Annotated in this window: 18 protein-coding genes and 1 tRNA gene; 12 read left to right on the top strand and 7 right to left on the bottom strand. The window is 72.4% G+C overall.

The genetic code is table 11. From position 1 onward, the window contains the following. Positions 1-19 precede the first annotated feature (19 nt). Positions 20-502: an ATP-binding protein gene (locus tag ACQEVB_RS20670; RefSeq protein WP_432973835.1), complete on the bottom strand. Its 483-nt coding sequence runs from the start codon at positions 500-502 to the stop codon at positions 20-22. 220 nt (positions 503-722) lie between these two features. On the opposite strand from ACQEVB_RS20670, the gene rpmF reads away from it, so the two are divergent. After that, entirely contained in the window at positions 723-923 is a 201-nt protein-coding gene (rpmF, locus tag ACQEVB_RS20665) for a 50S ribosomal protein L32 (RefSeq protein ID WP_432973833.1), read from the top strand. Positions 924-989: 66 nt separating this feature from the next. On the opposite strand, the gene ACQEVB_RS20660 is transcribed toward rpmF, so the two are convergent. Beyond that, entirely contained in the window at positions 990-1,574 is a 585-nt protein-coding gene (locus ACQEVB_RS20660; RefSeq protein WP_432973831.1) for a hypothetical protein, read from the bottom strand. 158 nt (positions 1,575-1,732) lie between these two features. On the opposite strand from ACQEVB_RS20660, the gene ACQEVB_RS20655 reads away from it, so the two are divergent. From ACQEVB_RS20655 to ACQEVB_RS20645, 3 genes are all read left to right on the top strand, one after another. Next, positions 1,733-2,662, top strand: coding sequence for an ornithine cyclodeaminase family protein (locus ACQEVB_RS20655; protein ID WP_432973829.1), 930 nt, complete (start codon positions 1,733-1,735; stop codon positions 2,660-2,662). Beyond that, on the top strand, positions 2,659-3,810 hold the full coding sequence (locus ACQEVB_RS20650; protein WP_432973827.1) for an NAD(P)/FAD-dependent oxidoreductase: 1,152 nt from the start codon (positions 2,659-2,661) through the stop codon (positions 3,808-3,810). Before ACQEVB_RS20655 ends, ACQEVB_RS20650 begins: the two co-directional genes overlap by 4 nt. A gap of 122 nt (positions 3,811-3,932) precedes the next feature. After that, the gene (locus tag ACQEVB_RS20645) at positions 3,933-4,949 is read left to right on the top strand and encodes a magnesium and cobalt transport protein CorA (protein WP_432973825.1); all 1,017 of its coding nucleotides are present in this window, start codon (positions 3,933-3,935) and stop codon (positions 4,947-4,949) included. A gap of 65 nt (positions 4,950-5,014) precedes the next feature. Here ACQEVB_RS20645 and ACQEVB_RS20640 read toward each other — a convergent pair. From ACQEVB_RS20640 to ACQEVB_RS20630, 3 genes are all read right to left on the bottom strand, one after another. Continuing rightward, positions 5,015-5,086, bottom strand: a tRNA-Val gene (locus ACQEVB_RS20640). Positions 5,087-5,133: 47 nt separating this feature from the next. Beyond that, positions 5,134-5,592: a peroxiredoxin gene (locus ACQEVB_RS20635; protein ID WP_432973823.1), complete on the bottom strand. Its 459-nt coding sequence runs from the start codon at positions 5,590-5,592 to the stop codon at positions 5,134-5,136. Between the two features lie 86 nt (positions 5,593-5,678). Further along, on the bottom strand, positions 5,679-6,113 hold the full coding sequence (locus ACQEVB_RS20630) for a DUF3052 domain-containing protein (protein WP_432973821.1): 435 nt from the start codon (positions 6,111-6,113) through the stop codon (positions 5,679-5,681). 181 nt (positions 6,114-6,294) lie between these two features. Between ACQEVB_RS20630 and aceE the strand changes: the two genes are divergently transcribed. From aceE to ACQEVB_RS20615, 3 genes are all read left to right on the top strand, one after another. Then, positions 6,295-9,081, top strand: a complete 2,787-nt coding sequence (gene aceE / locus ACQEVB_RS20625) for a pyruvate dehydrogenase (acetyl-transferring), homodimeric type (RefSeq protein WP_432973819.1) — start codon at positions 6,295-6,297, stop codon at positions 9,079-9,081. Between the two features lie 19 nt (positions 9,082-9,100). Then, the gene (locus ACQEVB_RS20620) at positions 9,101-9,961 is read left to right on the top strand and encodes an ATP-grasp domain-containing protein (protein ID WP_432973817.1); all 861 of its coding nucleotides are present in this window, start codon (positions 9,101-9,103) and stop codon (positions 9,959-9,961) included. Between the two features lie 240 nt (positions 9,962-10,201). Beyond that, positions 10,202-10,408 (top strand): cold-shock protein, encoded by a 207-nt coding sequence (locus ACQEVB_RS20615; protein ID WP_432973815.1) that lies wholly within the window; start codon positions 10,202-10,204, stop codon positions 10,406-10,408. A gap of 89 nt (positions 10,409-10,497) precedes the next feature. Here the strand turns inward: ACQEVB_RS20615 and ACQEVB_RS20610 are convergent, their stop codons facing one another. Beyond that, complete coding sequence (locus ACQEVB_RS20610) at positions 10,498-11,271, bottom strand: pirin family protein (protein WP_432973813.1); 774 nt, start codon at positions 11,269-11,271, stop codon at positions 10,498-10,500. Positions 11,272-11,383: 112 nt separating this feature from the next. Between ACQEVB_RS20610 and ACQEVB_RS20605 the strand changes: the two genes are divergently transcribed. The 5 genes from ACQEVB_RS20605 (at position 11,384) to ACQEVB_RS20585 (ending at position 16,175) form a co-directional block, all read left to right on the top strand. Then, positions 11,384-12,559, top strand: coding sequence for a PucR family transcriptional regulator (locus ACQEVB_RS20605; RefSeq protein ID WP_432973811.1), 1,176 nt, complete (start codon positions 11,384-11,386; stop codon positions 12,557-12,559). A gap of 151 nt (positions 12,560-12,710) precedes the next feature. Further along, positions 12,711-13,661: an ACP S-malonyltransferase gene (locus ACQEVB_RS20600; RefSeq protein WP_432980459.1), complete on the top strand. Its 951-nt coding sequence runs from the start codon at positions 12,711-12,713 to the stop codon at positions 13,659-13,661. Beyond that, a complete protein-coding gene (locus tag ACQEVB_RS20595; RefSeq protein WP_432973809.1) occupies positions 13,658-14,644 on the top strand; it encodes a beta-ketoacyl-ACP synthase III in 987 nt (328 codons plus the stop codon). Before ACQEVB_RS20600 ends, ACQEVB_RS20595 begins: the two co-directional genes overlap by 4 nt. A 44-nt stretch (positions 14,645-14,688) precedes the next feature. Continuing rightward, positions 14,689-14,931: an acyl carrier protein gene (locus tag ACQEVB_RS20590; protein ID WP_432973807.1), complete on the top strand. Its 243-nt coding sequence runs from the start codon at positions 14,689-14,691 to the stop codon at positions 14,929-14,931. Next, the gene (locus ACQEVB_RS20585; protein WP_432973805.1) at positions 14,928-16,175 is read left to right on the top strand and encodes a beta-ketoacyl-[acyl-carrier-protein] synthase family protein; all 1,248 of its coding nucleotides are present in this window, start codon (positions 14,928-14,930) and stop codon (positions 16,173-16,175) included. Before ACQEVB_RS20590 ends, ACQEVB_RS20585 begins: the two co-directional genes overlap by 4 nt. An 84-nt stretch (positions 16,176-16,259) precedes the next feature. On the opposite strand, the gene ACQEVB_RS20580 is transcribed toward ACQEVB_RS20585, so the two are convergent. Then, positions 16,260-16,748 (bottom strand): DUF3145 domain-containing protein, encoded by a 489-nt coding sequence (locus tag ACQEVB_RS20580; protein ID WP_432973803.1) that lies wholly within the window; start codon positions 16,746-16,748, stop codon positions 16,260-16,262. Positions 16,749-16,778: the final 30 nt, after the last annotated feature.

Here is a 16,778-nt window from a genome sequence, read left to right as displayed (position 1 = left end):
GCGCCGACTCAGCGCCGACTCAGAGGCTGCGCAGCCGGCGCGGCACCCGATCCGTGACCGGGACGTCCTCGGCGCTGCGCCGGGGCGGCGGCGCGGTCGCCTCGACCAGCGGGACGGATCGGCTGGTCATGGTCACGACGGTGCCGCCGTCGTCGTGCCGGATGCGCACGCGCTCCATGCACGCGCGCACCGTCGTGAGCCCGTAGCCGTCGCCGCCGTCCTGCCGCCAGCGCCCGTGGTCGCGCACGACCACGACCAGGTGCCGTTCGGCCCGATCCAGCACGACCCGGCCCGTCACCTCGACGTCCCCCGGCTCCCCCACGGGATACGCGTGCTGGACGGCGTTGCCGCACGCCTCGGCGATCGCGAGCACGGCGTCGACGCGTTCCGACTCGGGCCAGCGCAGTCCGGCGAGCCACCGGTCCAGCCCGTGCCGGAAGAAGACCAACTGGACGGGGTCCGCGCTGAAGCGGATCGCGTAGTAGTCCGTCGGTTCCTGCACGGGCAACAGGATGACAAGTCCGCGGCCCGCGCGCGACCGCTGCACGATCTGCGCAGCTCCGGCCGCCGGGAACACCCGTCCGCACCGGCGCCGGGCACCGGCAGGCGGCACATCGTGATGCTGTAACCTTGATGTCCGCGCCCAGTGCGTGTCCGGCTGGAGCCGCTTGACCTAGCGGTATGGGCCACGTGGACAAGATTGCTGAGATGGAGGACTCGCCTTGACTGGTGGCCTGACCCCGAAGGGGAAGACGTCGAGGTCGCGTACGCGGCACCGGCGCTCCAAGAACATGAAGCTGACGCTTCCTGCGTACGCGCAGTGCAGCCGGTGCAAGGAGAAGAAGCCCGGCCACATCGCGTGCCCGCACTGCGGCTACTACAACGGCCGTGAGTACCCGGAGGCCGTCGTCTTCAAGAGCTGACGCGACAGCGTCGCCACCTCACCGGCCACCCTCTCCCGCGGGAGACGGTGGCCGGCGTCGTTTCCGCTACCCGAGCACGGACGTGCTGCGGCTCGGGTGCGAGACGGTGCACGCGACCACCGGGTGCCGCGCCCAGGTGGCCGCGTCGCGCGGCAGGATGAGCCCGCGCTGGACGGTGGCGTCCTTGGCCGCAGCGGCCGACAGCTTGGCCGCGTACGCCTTGTCGCAATCGGCCCCGGCCCGCCTGTCCCGCACCGCGTCGAGGTCGTCGGCGACCCGATAGCTGATCTTGTCGATCACCTGGTCGGTGTGCGGCGTCGTGCACGGCACGACCTCGACCGTGCTGATGAACTGGGTGCTGCCCGGCTCGGGCGGCAACTGCCCGGCGTTGTAGCAGTCCCCCGGACGCAGGTCGATCGCCGACAGCCGGCCGGCCTTCTCGGTGGCGCCGTCCACCGCGTTGCGCGTCGGCGCAGGGGCGCTCTTCCCGACCACCGATCCGAGGAGCACGAGCGCGACGAGCAGCAGCATCCCTCCGCCGAAGATGCCGAGCAACACCTTCAACACCCGCCGGCGCGGCCGGGGCGGTGGCGGTGCCGGTGGGCCGGGCGGGTAGGGGGACGGGTAGGTCGACTGGCCGTTCTGGTACATGTGGACTCCTCCCACAGGCCGAGCGCCGTCGTGGACGTGGCAGTGTGCGCGGGGGCGGGAGCCCATACCGCTTCCCGGACGGCCCGATCAAGCCGCAGATCCGTCAGGGTTGTCTTACCTGGTTGACACCCCTCCCCGGTCTCGGCAGATTCGGGTCGATGACCGACGGCACTCCGAGGTGGGTCGACGCGGCCACCGTCGCGCGGGCGCTCCCGGTCGCCGACGCCGTCGACGTGCTGGAAGCGGCCCTGCGGGCCGGTCTCGACCCCGAGCAGGACGGGCAGCGCTCCCGCCTGGCCACCGCCGACGGTGTGCTGCTGCAGATGCCGTCGACCAGCGAGCGCTTCACCGGCACCAAGGTGCTGACGGTGCGCCCGGCCAACGAGGGCACGTCGTATCCCGCCATCCAGGGCGTCTACGTGCTGTTCGAGGGCGCCCACCTGGCGCCGATGGCCCTCCTGGACGGCGCCGCGCTCACCACGCTGCGCACGCCCGCGATGTCGGCGCTGGCGGTGCGGCACCTGGCCCCGCCCGGCGCGCGGCGCGTCGCCCTCTTCGGCACGGGCGTGCAGGCGTTCGCGCACGTCGATGCCGTGCGGGCGGTGCTCGACGTCGCGCACGTCGACGTCGTCGGTCGCACGCCGGCGCGCGTCGAACGGCTCGTCGCGGGGATCGCGGACGCCGGGATCTCCGCAACCGCTGCCGCTCCGGCCGCCGTCGCGCACGCCGACGTCGTGATCTGCGCGACCGCCTCCCCCACTCCGCTGTTCGACGGCGGGCTCGTCGCCGAGCACGCGCTGGTGGTCGCCATCGGCTCGCACACGCCCGACGAGCGCGAGGTCGACACGGCGCTGGTGCGTCGCTCGACGGTCGTCGTCGAGGCGCGGTCGGCAGCCCTGAGCGAAGCCGGTGACGTGCTCGTCCCTGTCGCCGAAGGCGCGTTCGACCCGGCGCAGCTGGTCGCGCTGGCCGAGGTCGTGCGCGGCGCGGTGATCGTCGATCATGGCCGGCCGCGGTTGTTCAAGGGCACCGGCATGCCGTGGCAGGACCTCGTCACCGCGGGTGCCGTCGTCGAGCGCCTCCGATGACCGACGTCGAGCAGGCGAGCGTCGTCATCGTCGGCGGCGGGGTGATGGGGGTCAGCGCGGCGTTCCACCTGGCCGAAGCGGGTGTTCGCGACGTCGTGCTGCTCGAACGGGACACGCTGGGCTCCGGATCGACGTGCAAGGCGGCCGGCGGCGTCCGCGCGCAGTTCTCCGACCGGCTCAACATCGAGCTGGGGCTGCGCAGCCTGGCGGCGTTCCGCCGGTTCCGCGAGCGGCCCGGGCAGGAGATCGACCTGCACGAGGTCGGCTACCTGTTCCTGCTGGACTCGGCCGACGCCGTCGCCGCGTTCGAGCGGAGCGTCGCGCTGCAGAACGAGCTGGGCGTGCCGAGCCGGCTGCTCTCCCCGGACGAAGCGCGGCGGCTCTCCCCGGTGATCGACCCGGGCGGGCTGCACGGCGCGGCCTTCTCCCCCACCGACGGCCACTGCACGCCGGAGTCGGTCGTGCTCGGCTACGCGACGGCGGCTCGGCGCCTCGGCGCGCGGCTGCACACCGGCCGGGCAGCGACCGGCATCGAGACCCGTGACGGCCGGATCACCGCGGTCCGCACCGACGCCGGACCGATCGCGACCGGTGCCGTGATCTGCGCGAGCGGGGCGTGGGCCCGCGAGGTCGGCGCGTGGGTCGGCGTCGACCTGCCCGTCACGCCGCTGCGCCGCCAGGTCCTCATCACCGAACCCGTCCCCGACCTGCCGCGGAACCTGCCGATGACGCTGGACTTCGGCACCACGTTCTACTTCCACGCGGAAGGTGCCGGCCTGCTGATCGGCATGTCCGACCCGGATGAGCAGCCCGGCTTCGCGCTGCACACCGACGACGCATGGCTGCCGCGGCTGCACGCGGCGATCGAGCGCCGCGCCCCGCGACTGCTCGACGTCGGCGTGCGCAGCGGCTGGGCCGGGCTCTACGAGATGACCCCCGACCACAACGCGTTGATCGGCGAGGACCCGTCGATCAGCCGGTTCATCTACGCCACCGGCTTCTCCGGCCACGGCTTCCTGATGGGCCCGGCCGTCGGCGAGGTGTTGCGCGACCTGTTCCTCGACGTCGAGCCGGTCGTCGACGTCAGCCCGTTCGACGCCCGCCGCTTCGCCACCGCCGCGACCCGGCCGGAGCTGAACATCATCTGAACCCGCTGTTCGTCGGTCCAGCACCAGCGTCGCCTCGACGGGCTCGTCGAGCACCTCGCGCTCGGCCGGTGAAACAGCGTTCGTCGTCGCACTACTGTTGAGGTGGGGGCGGGAGGTCCGACGTGATCGAGGACTGCGCGGTGTACCGGTCGGGTCGGCGACTTCCGGGCGATCTCTGGATCAAGGAAGCCGCGGAGGCGTCGGCGGCACCGGACAGCTTCGCCTGGGTCGCGCTGGTCGAGCCGACGGACGATGAGCTCGACCGCGTCCGGGCGGCGTTCGGCCTGGACGCGCACGCGCTGGGCAACGTGGTCCGCAACCAGGGCCGGCCGAGGATGGCGATCGTCGACAACGTCCTCTACGCGGTGTTCAAGACGGCCGAGTACGTCGCGGACGAGCAGCGCGTCGCGCTCGGCTCGCTCGTCGTCGTCGCGGCACCGACGTGCTTCGTGTCCGCCCGCTACGGCCGGGCCGGCGACCTGAGCAGCACCCGCAAGGAACTGGACGCCGATCCCCGGCTGCTGCAGACCAATGGCACCTGCTCGGCCACCTACGCGGCCGTGGACCGGCTCGTCGACGAGTTCGTGCCCGTCCTCGACGGCCTGGACGCCGCGCTCCGCGAGATCGAGCACGTCGTGTTCTCACCGGTGGTCGCCGAACACTCCGAGCCGATCTACCGGCTCAAGCGCGAGGTGCTCGAGTTCCGCCGGGCCACCGCCCCGGTGGCCGACATGATGCTGCACCTGGCCGCAGGCCGCTTCCCGCCGGTGCCGCAGGTCGTCCGCGACCACTACGGCAACGTCGAGGACCGGCTGATGCGCGTCGCCGAGGAGATCGAGCGCGTCAACGCCCTGCTCAGCAGCATGCTCGACGCCAACAGCGCCCAGGTGGGCATGCGCCAGGCCCAGCTCGCGCTGGAGCAGACCGACATCGCCACGCAGCAGAACTCCGACATGCGCAAGATCTCGGCGTGGGTCGCGATCGCCGCCGTCCCCACCGCCATCGCCGGCATCTACGGGATGAACTTCGAGGCGATGCCCGAGCTGCGCTGGCCGTTCGGCTACCCGCTGGTGCTGCTGGTCATGCTCGTGCTGTGCCTGGTGCTGCTGTGGCTGTTCCGGCGCAGCAAGTGGCTGTGAGCCGCCACGGGAGTACGACCGGCTCGAACGCGGCCGCGAGCGTGCAAATGTCCTGGTCAGGTCGGTGGGCGCGGCAGGGTTCGAACCTGCGACCGCTCGGTTGTAAGCCGAGAGCTCTCCCGCTGAGCTACGCGCCCGGGAGCGCCGGGGACGATACCTCCCCGGCGCCACGGAAGGCGAACGACTACAGGGCCGCGAGGGCCTTCTTCCACGCCGTCTGGTCGCGGGCCTCGCCAGGGGCGTTGACCTCGGCGAAGCGGACGATGCCGTCCTTGTCGACGAGGAAGGTGCCGCGGACGGCCATGCCGGCCTTGTCGTTGAAGACGCCGTACTCCTGGGCGACCTTGCCGTGCGGCCAGAAGTCCGAGAGCAGCGGGAACTGGTAGCCCTCCGCGTCGGACCACGCCTTCAGCGCGAAGGGGTGGTCGACGGAGACGGCGAGCACCTGGACGTCGTCGTTCTGGAAGCTGCCGAGGTCGTCGCGGACGGCGCACAGCTCGCCGGTGCAGATGCCGGAGAACGCGAACGGGTAGAAGACCACCAGGACGGCGCGCTCGCCGCGGAACGACGAGAGCGTGACGTCCTGCTTGTTCTGGTCGGGGAGGGTGAAGTCGGGGGCGGTGGAACCCACCTCGGGGGCCATCGGTGTCTCCTTGCACGGGGTCTGGTCGTGGTGAGCCTATCCACAGCCGTGGCCGGCCCGCCCGTGCGAGGAGACGCCCCCGTCGGTCACCGCCGGGACTTCACCGACTTCGGCGCGACGAGCCGGGCACCTGCCCACTCCTCGCTGACGCTGACGTTGGACGTCTGCGAGAGCCCTGCGGTGGTCGCCGCCTCGGCGATCTCGCTGGGTTCGACGTGCCCGCGCCGCCCCGTCTTGGGTGTGAGAACCCACACCACGCCGTTCTCGCCGAGCATGCCCATGGCGTCGACGAGGTCGTCGGCGAGGTCGCCGTCGCCGTCGCGCCACCACATCAGGACGACGTCCATGACGTCCTGCGCGTCCTCGTCGAGCATCTCGTCGCCGGAACGCTCCTCGACGGCGTCGCGCACTGCCTCGTCGACGTCGGAGTCCCAGCCCAGCTCCTGCACCACCATGCCCGGCTCGACGCCGAGCTTGCCGGCGATGTCGGACTGCCGTCCGGCATCATCCGCGGTTGCCACCCATGTCCCCTTTGCCTCGATCCACCTTCCCGGGTAACAACGCTCGACGTCGTCTCCGGATGCGGAATCCGAACACGAGACGGATCGGTGCGCAACCACTCGTTACGAGATCGAGCACCGAGGGGCACGATAGGACCCGAACCGGAGAAGCACCCCGCTCCAGCCCCTACAGGGAGATCCCTTGACCGGCCAGTCCAGCCCAGAGTCGCCGCGACGGGTCAACGTCATCCGTGACGGACTCGCGGCCCACCTGCCCGACATCGACCCCGAGGAGACGGCCGAGTGGCTCGACTCCTTCGACGCCATGCTCGATGCGGCGGGTCAGCAGCGGGCCCGCTACCTGATGTTGCGCCTGCTGCAGCGTGCCCGTGAGCGCCACGTCGGTGTGCCGTCGCTCACCAGCACCGACTACGTGAACACGATCCCGACGGACCGGGAGCCGTGGTTCCCCGGCGACGAGGAGGCCGAGCGGGCCTACCGCCGCTGGATCCGCTGGAACGCCGCGATGACGGTGCACCGGGCGCAGCGGCCGGGGATCGGTGTGGGCGGCCACATCTCGACGTACGCGTCGTCGGCGACCCTGTACGAGGTCGGGTTCAACCACTTCTTCCGCGGCAAGGATCACCCGACCGGGGGTGACCAGGTCTTCATCCAGGGTCACGCGTCGCCGGGCGTGTACGCCCGCGCGTACCTCGAGGGCCGGCTGACCGAGGACCGCCTCGACGGGTTCCGCCAGGAGCTGTCGCACGGCGGCGCCGGGCACGGGCTGCCGTCGTACCCGCACCCGCGGTTGATGCCGGACTTCTGGGAGTTCCCCACGGTCTCCATGGGCCTCGGCCCGATGAACGCGATCATGCAGGCGCGGTTCAACCGCTACGCGCACGCCCGCGGCTTCATCCCGAGCGCCGACCAGCACGTGTGGGCGTTCCTCGGCGACGGCGAGATGGACGAGCCGGAGTCGCGGGGCCTGATCCACATCGCGGCCACCGAGGGCCTGGACAACCTCACGTTCGTCATCAACTGCAACCTGCAGCGCCTCGACGGGCCCGTCCGCGGCAACGGCAAGATCATCCAGGAGCTGGAGGCGTTCTTCCGGGGCGCCGGCTGGAACGTGATCAAGGTGATCTGGGGTCGCGAGTGGGACGCGCTGCTGCACGCGGACCGCGACGGCGCGCTGGTGAACCTCATGAACACCACGCCGGACGGCGACTACCAGACCTACAAGGCCAACGACGGCGGCTACGTCCGCGACCACTTCTTCGGCCGCGACCCGCGCACGAAGGCGCTGGTCGAGCCGATGTCCGACGCCGACATCTGGAACCTCAAGCGCGGCGGGCACGACTACCGCAAGGTCTACGCGGCCTACGCGGCGGCCATGGAGCACCACGGCCAGCCGACGGTGGTGCTCGCCAAGACCATCAAGGGTTACGGCCTGGGCAGCCACTTCGCCGGCCGCAACGCCACGCACCAGATGAAGAAGCTCTCGCTGGACGACCTCAAGCAGTTCCGCGACGAGCAGCGCATCCCGATCAGCGACAAGGTGCTGGAGCAGGACCCCTACCTGCCGCCGTACTACCACCCCGGCACCGACGCGCCGGAGATCCAGTACATGCTCGAGCGCCGCAGGGCGCTCGGCGGCGCGCTGCCGTCGCGGCGGGTGGCGGCCAAGCCGCTCGTGCTGCCCGGCGACAAGGTCTACGACACCGTGCGCAAGGGCTCCGGCAAGCAGGAGGTCGCCACGACGATGGCGTTCGTCCGGCTGCTGCGCGAGATGATCAAGGATGGCGAGTTCGGTGCCCGCTTCGTCCCGATCATCCCGGACGAGGCGCGCACGTTCGGCATGGACTCGATGTTCCCGACGCAGAAGATCTACAACCCGAACGGCCAGCAGTACACCTCGGTCGACGCCTCGCTGATGCTCGCCTACCGCGAGTCGGAGGAGGGGCAGCTGCTGCACGAGGGCATCAACGAGGCCGGCTCGATGGGCTCGTTCATCGCCGCCGGCTCCTCGTACGCCACGCACGGGCAGCCGACGATCCCGGTGTACGTCTTCTACTCGATGTTCGGGTTCCAGCGCACCGGCGACTCGATCTGGGCAGCTGCCGACCAGATGGCCCGCGGGTTCCTCGTCGGCGCGACCGCCGGCCGCACGACCCTGACCGGGGAGGGCCTGCAGCACAACGACGGGCACTCGCTGCTGCTCGCGGCCACCAACCCCGCCGTCGTGGCGTACGACCCGGCGTTCTCGTTCGAGATCGCGCACATCGTGCGAGACGGGCTGCGCCGCATGTACGGCGAGTCCACCGACGAGGGCGAGCTCGCCGGCGAGAACGTCATCTACTACCTCACGGTCTACAACGAGCCGTACGTCCAGCCGGCCGAGCCGGAGGACCTGGACGTCGACGGCGTGCTGAAGGGTCTCTACCGGTACGTGGGCAGCCCGCGCTCGGAAGGCCCGCAGGTGCGCCTGCTCGCCTCCGGCGTGGCACTGCCGTGGGCCCTGCAGGCGCGCGACACGCTCGCCGAGGAGTTCGGCGTGGGCGCCGAGGTGTGGTCGGCGACGTCGTGGGGCGAGCTGCGCCGCGACGGCGTGGCGGCCGAGCAGCACAACCTGCTGCACCCCGGCGACGAGCCCCAGGTCCCGTACGTCACCGAGGCACTGGGCGGCTCGGACGCCCCGGTGGTCGCGGTGTCGGACTGGATGCGCGCGGTCCCCGACCTGATCCGGCAGTGGGTACCGGCGCCGTTCACGTCGCTCGGCACCGACGGGTTCGGGCTCTCCGACACCCGCCCGGCCGTGCGGCGGCACTTCAACGTCGACGCCGAGTCGATCGTGGTGGCCGCGCTGGCGTCGCTGGCGCAGCGCGGCGAGTTCGACCACGCGAAGGTCAGCGAGGTCGCGGAGCGGTTCAAGATCGACGATCCGCAGGCCGCCGGCCCGCAGACCAGCGACGCCGGGGTCGCCTGACCCCGGTAGCGTCGCCGCGGTGATCACTCGACTCGCTTGGTTGACCACCGCGGCGGCGCGCGGCCGCGACGACGACGAGCCCGCTGCGCTCGCCGCGCTCGCGGCCGCCGGGGTGCAGGCGGACGTCGTCGACTGGGACGACGAGGACGTCGACTGGGCGTCCTACGACCGCGCCGTGCTGCGCTCGACGTGGGACTACCCGGAGCGCCTCGCCGACTTCGTGGACCGGCTCGACGTGATCGACCGCGCCACCGAGCTGGTCAACCCGGCGGCCGTGGTGCGCTGGAACCTCGACAAGCGGTACCTCACCGAGCTGGCCGCTGCCGGCGTGCCGACGGTGCCCACGGAGGCCGTCGAACCGGGTGGCACGCCGACGTGGCCGGACGGCGAGTTCGTCGTGAAGCCGGCCATCGGGGCCGGCAGCCGCGACGCCGCCCGATACGGCCCTGCCGACCGGACGGCGGCCCTGGAGCACGTGCGACGGCTGCACGGACGCGGCGCGACCGCGCTCGTGCAGCCGTTCCTGCACTCCGTGGACCGCGACGGCGAGTGGCCGCTGGTGTTCCTGGCCGGCGCGTTCAGCCACGCCGCGAGCAAGCGGGTGCGGCTGCCCCGTGCCGGGTCCGTCGAGGGCCTGTTCGCCCACGAGGAGAACGTGGCGTACCGCGCCGACCCCGCCCAGATCGCCGTCGCCCAGGCCGCGCTCGACGTCGTCACCGCTCGTTTCGGGCCGTTGCGCTACGCGCGGATCGACCTCGTCCGCACCGCTGCAGGTGGCTACGCGGTGCTGGAGGTGGAGCTCATCGAGCCGTCGTTGTTCCTCCCGCAGGCCGACGCCGGGGCGGCCGACCGGCTGGCCGCGGCCCTGTCCGCGCGCTGAATCGCTCTGAATCGATCTTCCACACCCCTGACCGGCCCGCATCGGGAGAACCAGCCCAAATCCGCAGCTTTTTAACCCTCGGCAGGGCGGTCCGAACGCGATACGCTCCGCCCGACGTCAGGCCCCGTGCACGGCGAAACGGCACTGGTACGGGCGTCCCGATCGGAGCACGGACCGCATGTGCCCCGACGGCGCGATGCCGGGGGCAGTGCCCCGGCGCCAGGTACGAGGAGAGCAAGAATGGCTGAAGGCACCGTCAAGTGGTTCAACAGCGAGAAGGGCTACGGCTTCCTCGCTCCTGACGGTGGTGGCGCGGACGTGTTCGTGCACTACTCGGCGATCCAGATCAACGGGTACAAGAGCCTCGAAGAGGGCCAGCGCGTGTCCTTCGACATCGAGCAGGGCCAGAAGGGTCCGCAGGCCACGCAGGTCACCCCGCTCGGCTGACGGGCGGGTGCGGCGGTCCGCCGCACCGACACGTCCAGCACCGCGCCCCGCGGGCCGTCGTCCGTCCCGCGGCGGATCGAGTTGTGCGCTCACCCGAGCGACGCGTGCATCTCCCACGCCAGGATCTCGGCGCCGCCCGCCCCCGCGGACAGCCGCTGCCCCTCGCCGACGGTGATGCGTGCGGAGTCGCCGGTGTGCAGCGTGCCCGCGCCCTCGAGGTCCACCGACCCGCGGGCGACGAACAGGTGGACCAGCGGCGCCGTCGGGAGCGCCGCCGTGCCGCCCGGACGGAGCCGAGCCGCGTGCAGCGCCGCATGCTGCTGCGCGATCGAGATGGCCCGCTCGTCGGCGTGCTTCGGCATGCCCGAGGCCACGACGAGCAGCTCACCGCGATCCAGCTCGGCGCCGATGTCGAGCTGTTCGTAGCCGGGGTCGATGCGCGCGGTGTCGGGGACGACCCACATCTGCACGAAGTGGACGTCGTCGCTGTGCTCGGCGATCGACGCGTCGAGCCGCCACGCGTCGTTCTTCTCCGAGTGCAGGATGCCGCGGCCCGCGCTCATGCGCTGTGCGAGCCCGGGATGGATGACGCCGGAGTGCCCCTCGGAGTCCTGGTGCACCAGTGATCCCGACAGGACCCAGGTGACGATCTCCATGTCGCGGTGCGGATGGGTCTCGAACCCGCCGCCGGCCCGCACGACGTCGTCGTTGGAGACCATGAGCAGCCCGAAGTGGGTGTTGGCCGGGTCGTAGTGGCCGCCGAACGAGAAGCTGTGCTTCGAGTCCAGCCAGTCGATCGCGGTCGCGAACCGGTCGCCTGCCCTGCGGACGTCGACGTTCGGGGTGAGCAGCTGGCTCGTCATGGCGGCACCTTCCGTCCGATGTTGTTGCTCGTGCAACCACATCGCGGTCGCGGGTGTTCCCGTCCAGCATCGCGCACGGCCGCGGACGCCCTGCGCGTGCCATGCTCCCCCTGTGACGGCGACCGGATCGGGCACCAGGTCCGTGTCCGCCGCGACGCGGCGCCGCATCGGCCTCGCGGCCGGCGACCTGGCTCGCGCCTGCCTGCACGAGATGCGCGACCGGCACCCCTGGTTCGCCGAGCTGGCCGCCGACCAGCGCGCCGGCGTCGCGCTGGTCACGCAGACCGGGGTGGCCAACTTCGTCGCCTGGCTCGGCGAGCGCGGCGAGCCGATCCGGCTCACCGCGGAGGCGTTCCGCATCGCCCCGCACGACCTGGCCGAGCGGCTGTCGCTGCGCCAGACCGTCGACCTGGTGCGCATCGCCACCGAGGTGTTCGAGCGCCAGCTGCCGCCGCTGGCCGCCGACGAGGCCGAGCGCCGGGTACTCGTCGACGCGATCCTGAGGTTCGGCCGCGAGATCGCCTTCGCCGCCGCCACCGTCTACGCCGGCGCGGCGGAGAACCGCGGCGCGTGGGACGCCCGTCAGGAGGCCCAGGTCGTCGACGCCGTCGTGCGCGGCGAGACCGACGACGCGCTGGTCTCCCGGGCGTCCGCCCTGGGCTGGAACCCGACCGCGACGGTGCGGGTGGTCGCCGGCAGCACCCCCGACGACGTCGCCCGCGCGCCGGCGCTGCTGCGCCGCGAGGCCGACCGGGCCGGGCGCGCGGTGCTCGTGGGCACCCAGGGCGGACGGCTGATCGTGCTGGTCGCCGACCCGGGCGGGCTCGACACCGCGGCCCTCACCGGCTCGCTGTCGGAGGCGTTCGGCCCGGGCCCGGTGGTCGTGGGTCCGCCGGCCGCCGGCCTCGACGGCGCGCACGCGAGCGCGCGGGAGGCGCTCGCGGGGCTGCGCGCGGCCCCGGGTTGGCCGGAGGCACCCCGTCCCGTCGACGCCGACGCGCTGCTGCCCGAGCGCGCGCTCTGCGGCGACACCACGGCACACGCCCGCCTGCGCGACCGCGTGGTCCGCCCGCTCGACGAGGCCGGGGGCGAGCTCGCCCGCACCCTGGAGGTCTACCTGGAGGGCGGCGGGTCGCTCGAGTCCTGCGCCCGGGCGCTCTACGTCCACCCCAACACCGTGCGCTACCGGCTGCGCAGGGTGGCCGAGATCACCGGCCACGCGCCCGGCGACCCGCGCTCCGCCCTCGTCTTGCGCGCGGCCGTCATCCTCGGCAGGCTCGACCCGTGACCTGCCGATTTCCTACAACGATCAGGCCAGGCGACCTGCGTCACCTGGGGTGTCCTGCACCACGAAGTGTAGGAACCCCACAAACCCGATCGTGCTACTTGGTGGATGGCGGCATCCCGCCGGTCGCCGTCCAGGGTGTTGGGTGGCCCTTGTGATCGCCCTCCTCGCGCCCGGCCAGGGTTCCCAGAAGCCCGGCATGCTCGCCCCGTGGCTCGACGACCCCGCGGCCGAGGAGACGCTGGCCGCGTGGTCGGACGCCATCGGCCTGGACCTGAAGCGGCTCGGCACCACCGCCGACGCCGACGAGATCAAGGACACCGCCGTCACCCAGCCGCTGGTCGTGGCGGCCGCACTGCTGGCCGCCGAGCGGTTCACCGCGAAGACGGCGCTGCCGGCGGGCTCGCCGATCGCCGGACACTCGGTGGGCGAGCTGGCCGCCGCGGCGATCGCCGGCGTGCTGCCCGCCGCCGACGCCGTGGCGCTCGCCGCCGTCCGCGGCCGGGAGATGGCCGCGGCGTGCGCGCTGGAGCCGACGGGCATGAGCGCCGTGCTCGGGGGCGTCGAGGACGAGGTGCTGGCCGCGATCGAGGGCTTCGGGCTCACGCCGGCCAACCGCAACGGCGGCGGCCAGATCGTCGCCGCCGGGCCGGCCGAGGCGCTGGCGCAGCTCGCCGCGAACCCACCGGAGAAGGCGCGGGTCATCCCGCTGCCGGTCGCCGGCGCGTTCCACACCCGGTTCATGGCGCCCGCCGAGGAGGCGCTGCGCACCCACGCCGCCGGCATCTCCCCCGCCGACCCCGCGCTCCCGCTCCTGTCCAACGCCGACGGCGCCACCGTCGCGGCCGGGGAGGAGGCGCTGACCCGCCTCGTCGCCCAGGTCACGCGGCCGGTGCGCTGGGACGCGTGCATGGCCTCCCTCGCGCAGCTGGGCGTCACCGCGGTCATCGAGCTGCCGCCGGCCGGCACGCTGGTCGGGCTGGTGAAGCGCGACCTCAAGGGGACCGCAACGCTGGCCCTCAAGACCCCCGACGACCTCGACAAGGCCGCCGCCCTGTTCGCCGACCACGCAGATGCCAACTCTGGGAACGGTGGTGCCGCATGACCGAACTGAACCTCGCCCCGACCGTCGCGGGCGCACGCCTGCTCGGGTTCGGCAGCTTCCAGCCCGAGCAGATCGTCTCCAACGACGACCTCGCCAAGACGATGGACACGAACGACGCGTGGATCCGCGACCGCGTCGGCATCCGCAACCGCCGGGTCGCGCCGAAGGACCTCTCGCTGGTCGACATGGCCGTCGAGGCGGGTGCCCGGGCGGTGAAGGACTCCGGGCTCACCCCGGCCGACATCGACACCGTCATCGTGGCCACCTGCACGATGCCCAGCCAGATCCCCAACGCCGCCGCGCAGACCGCCGAGCGCATCGGCATCACCGCACCGGCCGCGTTCGACCTCAACGCCGCCTGCGCCGGCTTCTGCTACGCGATCGGCACCGCGGCCGACCTGGTCCGCGCCGGATCGGCGAAGCACGTGCTGGTGATCGGCGCGGAGAAGCTGTCGGACTGGGTCGACTGGACCGACCGCTCCACCGCCATCATCTTCGCCGACGGCGCCGGCGCCGCGGTCGTCGGACCGGCCACGGACCCCGCGTCCGTCGGGATCGGACCGGTGGCCTGGGGCAGCGCAGGCGACCTCGCCTCCACGATCTACATCAAGGAGGAGAACGCCGCGCTGCACCAGGAGGGCCAGGCGGTGTTCCGCTGGGCCACCACGAAGATCGCCCCCGTGGCCGCGCGGGCGATCGAGCTGGCCGGGCTGACCCCAGCCGACATCGACGTGCTGGCGCCCCACCAGGCCAACCTGCGCATCGTGGAGGCCATCGCCAAGCGGCTGCGCAAGGACGGCGCCCGCGAGGACATGGTCGTGGCCGACGACATCCAGGAGTCCGGCAACACCTCGTCGGCGTCGATCCCGATGGCGCTCGACCACATGCGCGCCGAGGGCCGGGTCCGCTCCGGCGACACGGTGCTGATCGTCGGGTTCGGCGCCGGCCTGTCCTACGCGGGCCAGGTCGTCGTCTTCCCGTAGGTTTCCCCCGAAGCCCCCAGTTTCCCACCAGAAGGAGAGCCACCGTGGCTGACAACGCCGAGATCCTCGCCGGCCTCGCCGAGATCGTCGAGGAGGTCGCGGGCATCGACACGGCCGACGTGACCACCGAGAAGTCCTTCGTCGACGACCTCGACATCGACTCGCTGTCCATGGTCGAGATCGCCGTGCAGGCCGAGGACAAGTTCGGGGTCAAGATCCCCGACGACCAGCTCGCCGAGCTCAAGACCGTGGGCGACGCCGTCGACTACATCGCGAAGAACCAGTGAGCTCGGCGCGAGCCTCCGGCGTCGAGGTCGTCGTCACCGGGTTGGGGGCGACCACCCCCCTCGGCGGTGACGTCGCCTCCACCTGGGAGGCCGTCCTCGCCGGCCGCTCGGGCGTGCGCCGCATCGACGACGACTTCGACTTCATCACCAAGTACGACCTGCCGGTGAAGATCGCGGCACCCCTCGCGGTGGCGCCGACCGACGTGATCCCGCGCGTCCAGGCCCGCCGCCTGGACCGCTGCGAGCAGGTGGCGCTCGTCGCCGCCCGCGAGGCGTGGGAGCACGCCGGCGCACCGGAGGTGGAGCCCGAGCGGCTCGCCGTGGTCGTCGCCACCGGCATCGGCGGCGCGCTCACCCTCCTCGCCCAGGACGACCTCCTGGAGGACGGCGGGCTGCGCAAGGTCTCGCCGCTGACCGTCCCGATGCTCATGCCGAACGGGCCGGCCGCGTGGGTGGGCCTGGAGTTCAAGGCGCAGGGCGGCGTCCACTCCCCCGTCTCGGCGTGCGCGTCGGGTGCGGAGGCGCTCGCATGGGCGCTGCGGCTGCTGCGCGCGGGCGAGGTCGACGTCGTCATCGCCGGCGGTGCGGAGGCCTGCATCACCGGCATCACCGTCGCCGGGTTCGTGCAGGCGCGGACGCTCTCGCAGCGCAACGACGAGCCCGAGCGGGCGTCCCGCCCGTTCGACGTCGACCGCGACGGGTTCGTGCTCGGCGAGGGCGCCGGGGTGATGGTGCTGGAGCGGGCCGAGTTCGCGGCCGCGCGCGGCGCCACCGTGCACGGCAAGCTCGCCGGCGCCGGCCTCACCTCCGACGCCTACCACATCACCGGCCCCGAGCCGGAGGGCATCGGCCAGTCGCGGGCCATCCGCAAGGCCGTCGAGTCGGCCGGGCTCTCGCCCACCGACGTCGGGCACGTCAACTGCCACGCCACGTCCACCGTCGCCGGTGACGTCGGCGAGACCCGGGCGGTGCGCAAGGCGCTGGGCGACCACCCGATCCTCACTGCGCCGAAGTCGCAGCTCGGGCACATGGTGGGGGCCGCGGGGGCGGTCGAGAGCATCATCACGCTGCTGTCGATCAAGGAGGGGATCATCCCCGCCACCCTCAACCTGGAGAACCTCGACCCGGGGGTCGAGCTCGACGTCGTCGCCGGCGAGCCCCGCAAGGTCGACCTGCAGGCCGCGGTGTGCGACTCGTTCGGGTTCGGCGGCCACAACGCCGCCGTCGCGTTCACGAAGGTCTGACCCGCTCCGCTTCACGCGACGCAGCAGAGCCCCTTTCCCGCACGCTTCCTGCGGGAAAGGGGCTCTGCTGCGATCTCGGGGCGCTCAGCCGACCTGGTGCAGCCAGGTCACGGGGGCGCCGTCGCCCGCCGAGCGGTACGGCTCCAGCGCGTCGTCCCACGCGGTGCCGAGGAGGTCGTGGATGCGGCCGGGCACCTGGCCGGCCGGCGTCTCGGCGAGCAGGGACCGCAGCTGGTCCTCCGGGATCACTGTGTCGCCGTTGGCGGACATGCGGCCGTGCCAGAGTCCCAACGTCGGGACGTGGCAGTAGCGCTCACCGTCGACCCCGGGCGTGGCCTCCTCGGTCACCTCGAAGCGCAGCATCGGCCACGCGCGCAGCGCCCCGGCCAGGGCACCACCGCTCCCGACGGGCCCGGTCCAGGTGCACTCGGCCCGCATCTGGCCGGGCACGACACCTTGAGGTGACCACTGCAAGGACACCTTTGTACCGAGCACGCCGGACATCGCCCACTCGACGTGCGGACAGACCGCAGTCGGCGACGAGTGGACGAAGACCACGCCGCGTGCGTTCACTGCAGACCTCCAACGTCGACGAGGATCGTC

Source organism: Pseudonocardia sp. CA-107938, from assembly GCF_050936315.1.
In the GTDB taxonomy this organism is placed as follows: domain Bacteria; phylum Actinomycetota; class Actinomycetes; order Mycobacteriales; family Pseudonocardiaceae; genus Pseudonocardia.
The sequence above is the reverse complement of the archived record's forward strand: the minus strand, read 5'-3'. Positions and strand labels throughout refer to the sequence as shown.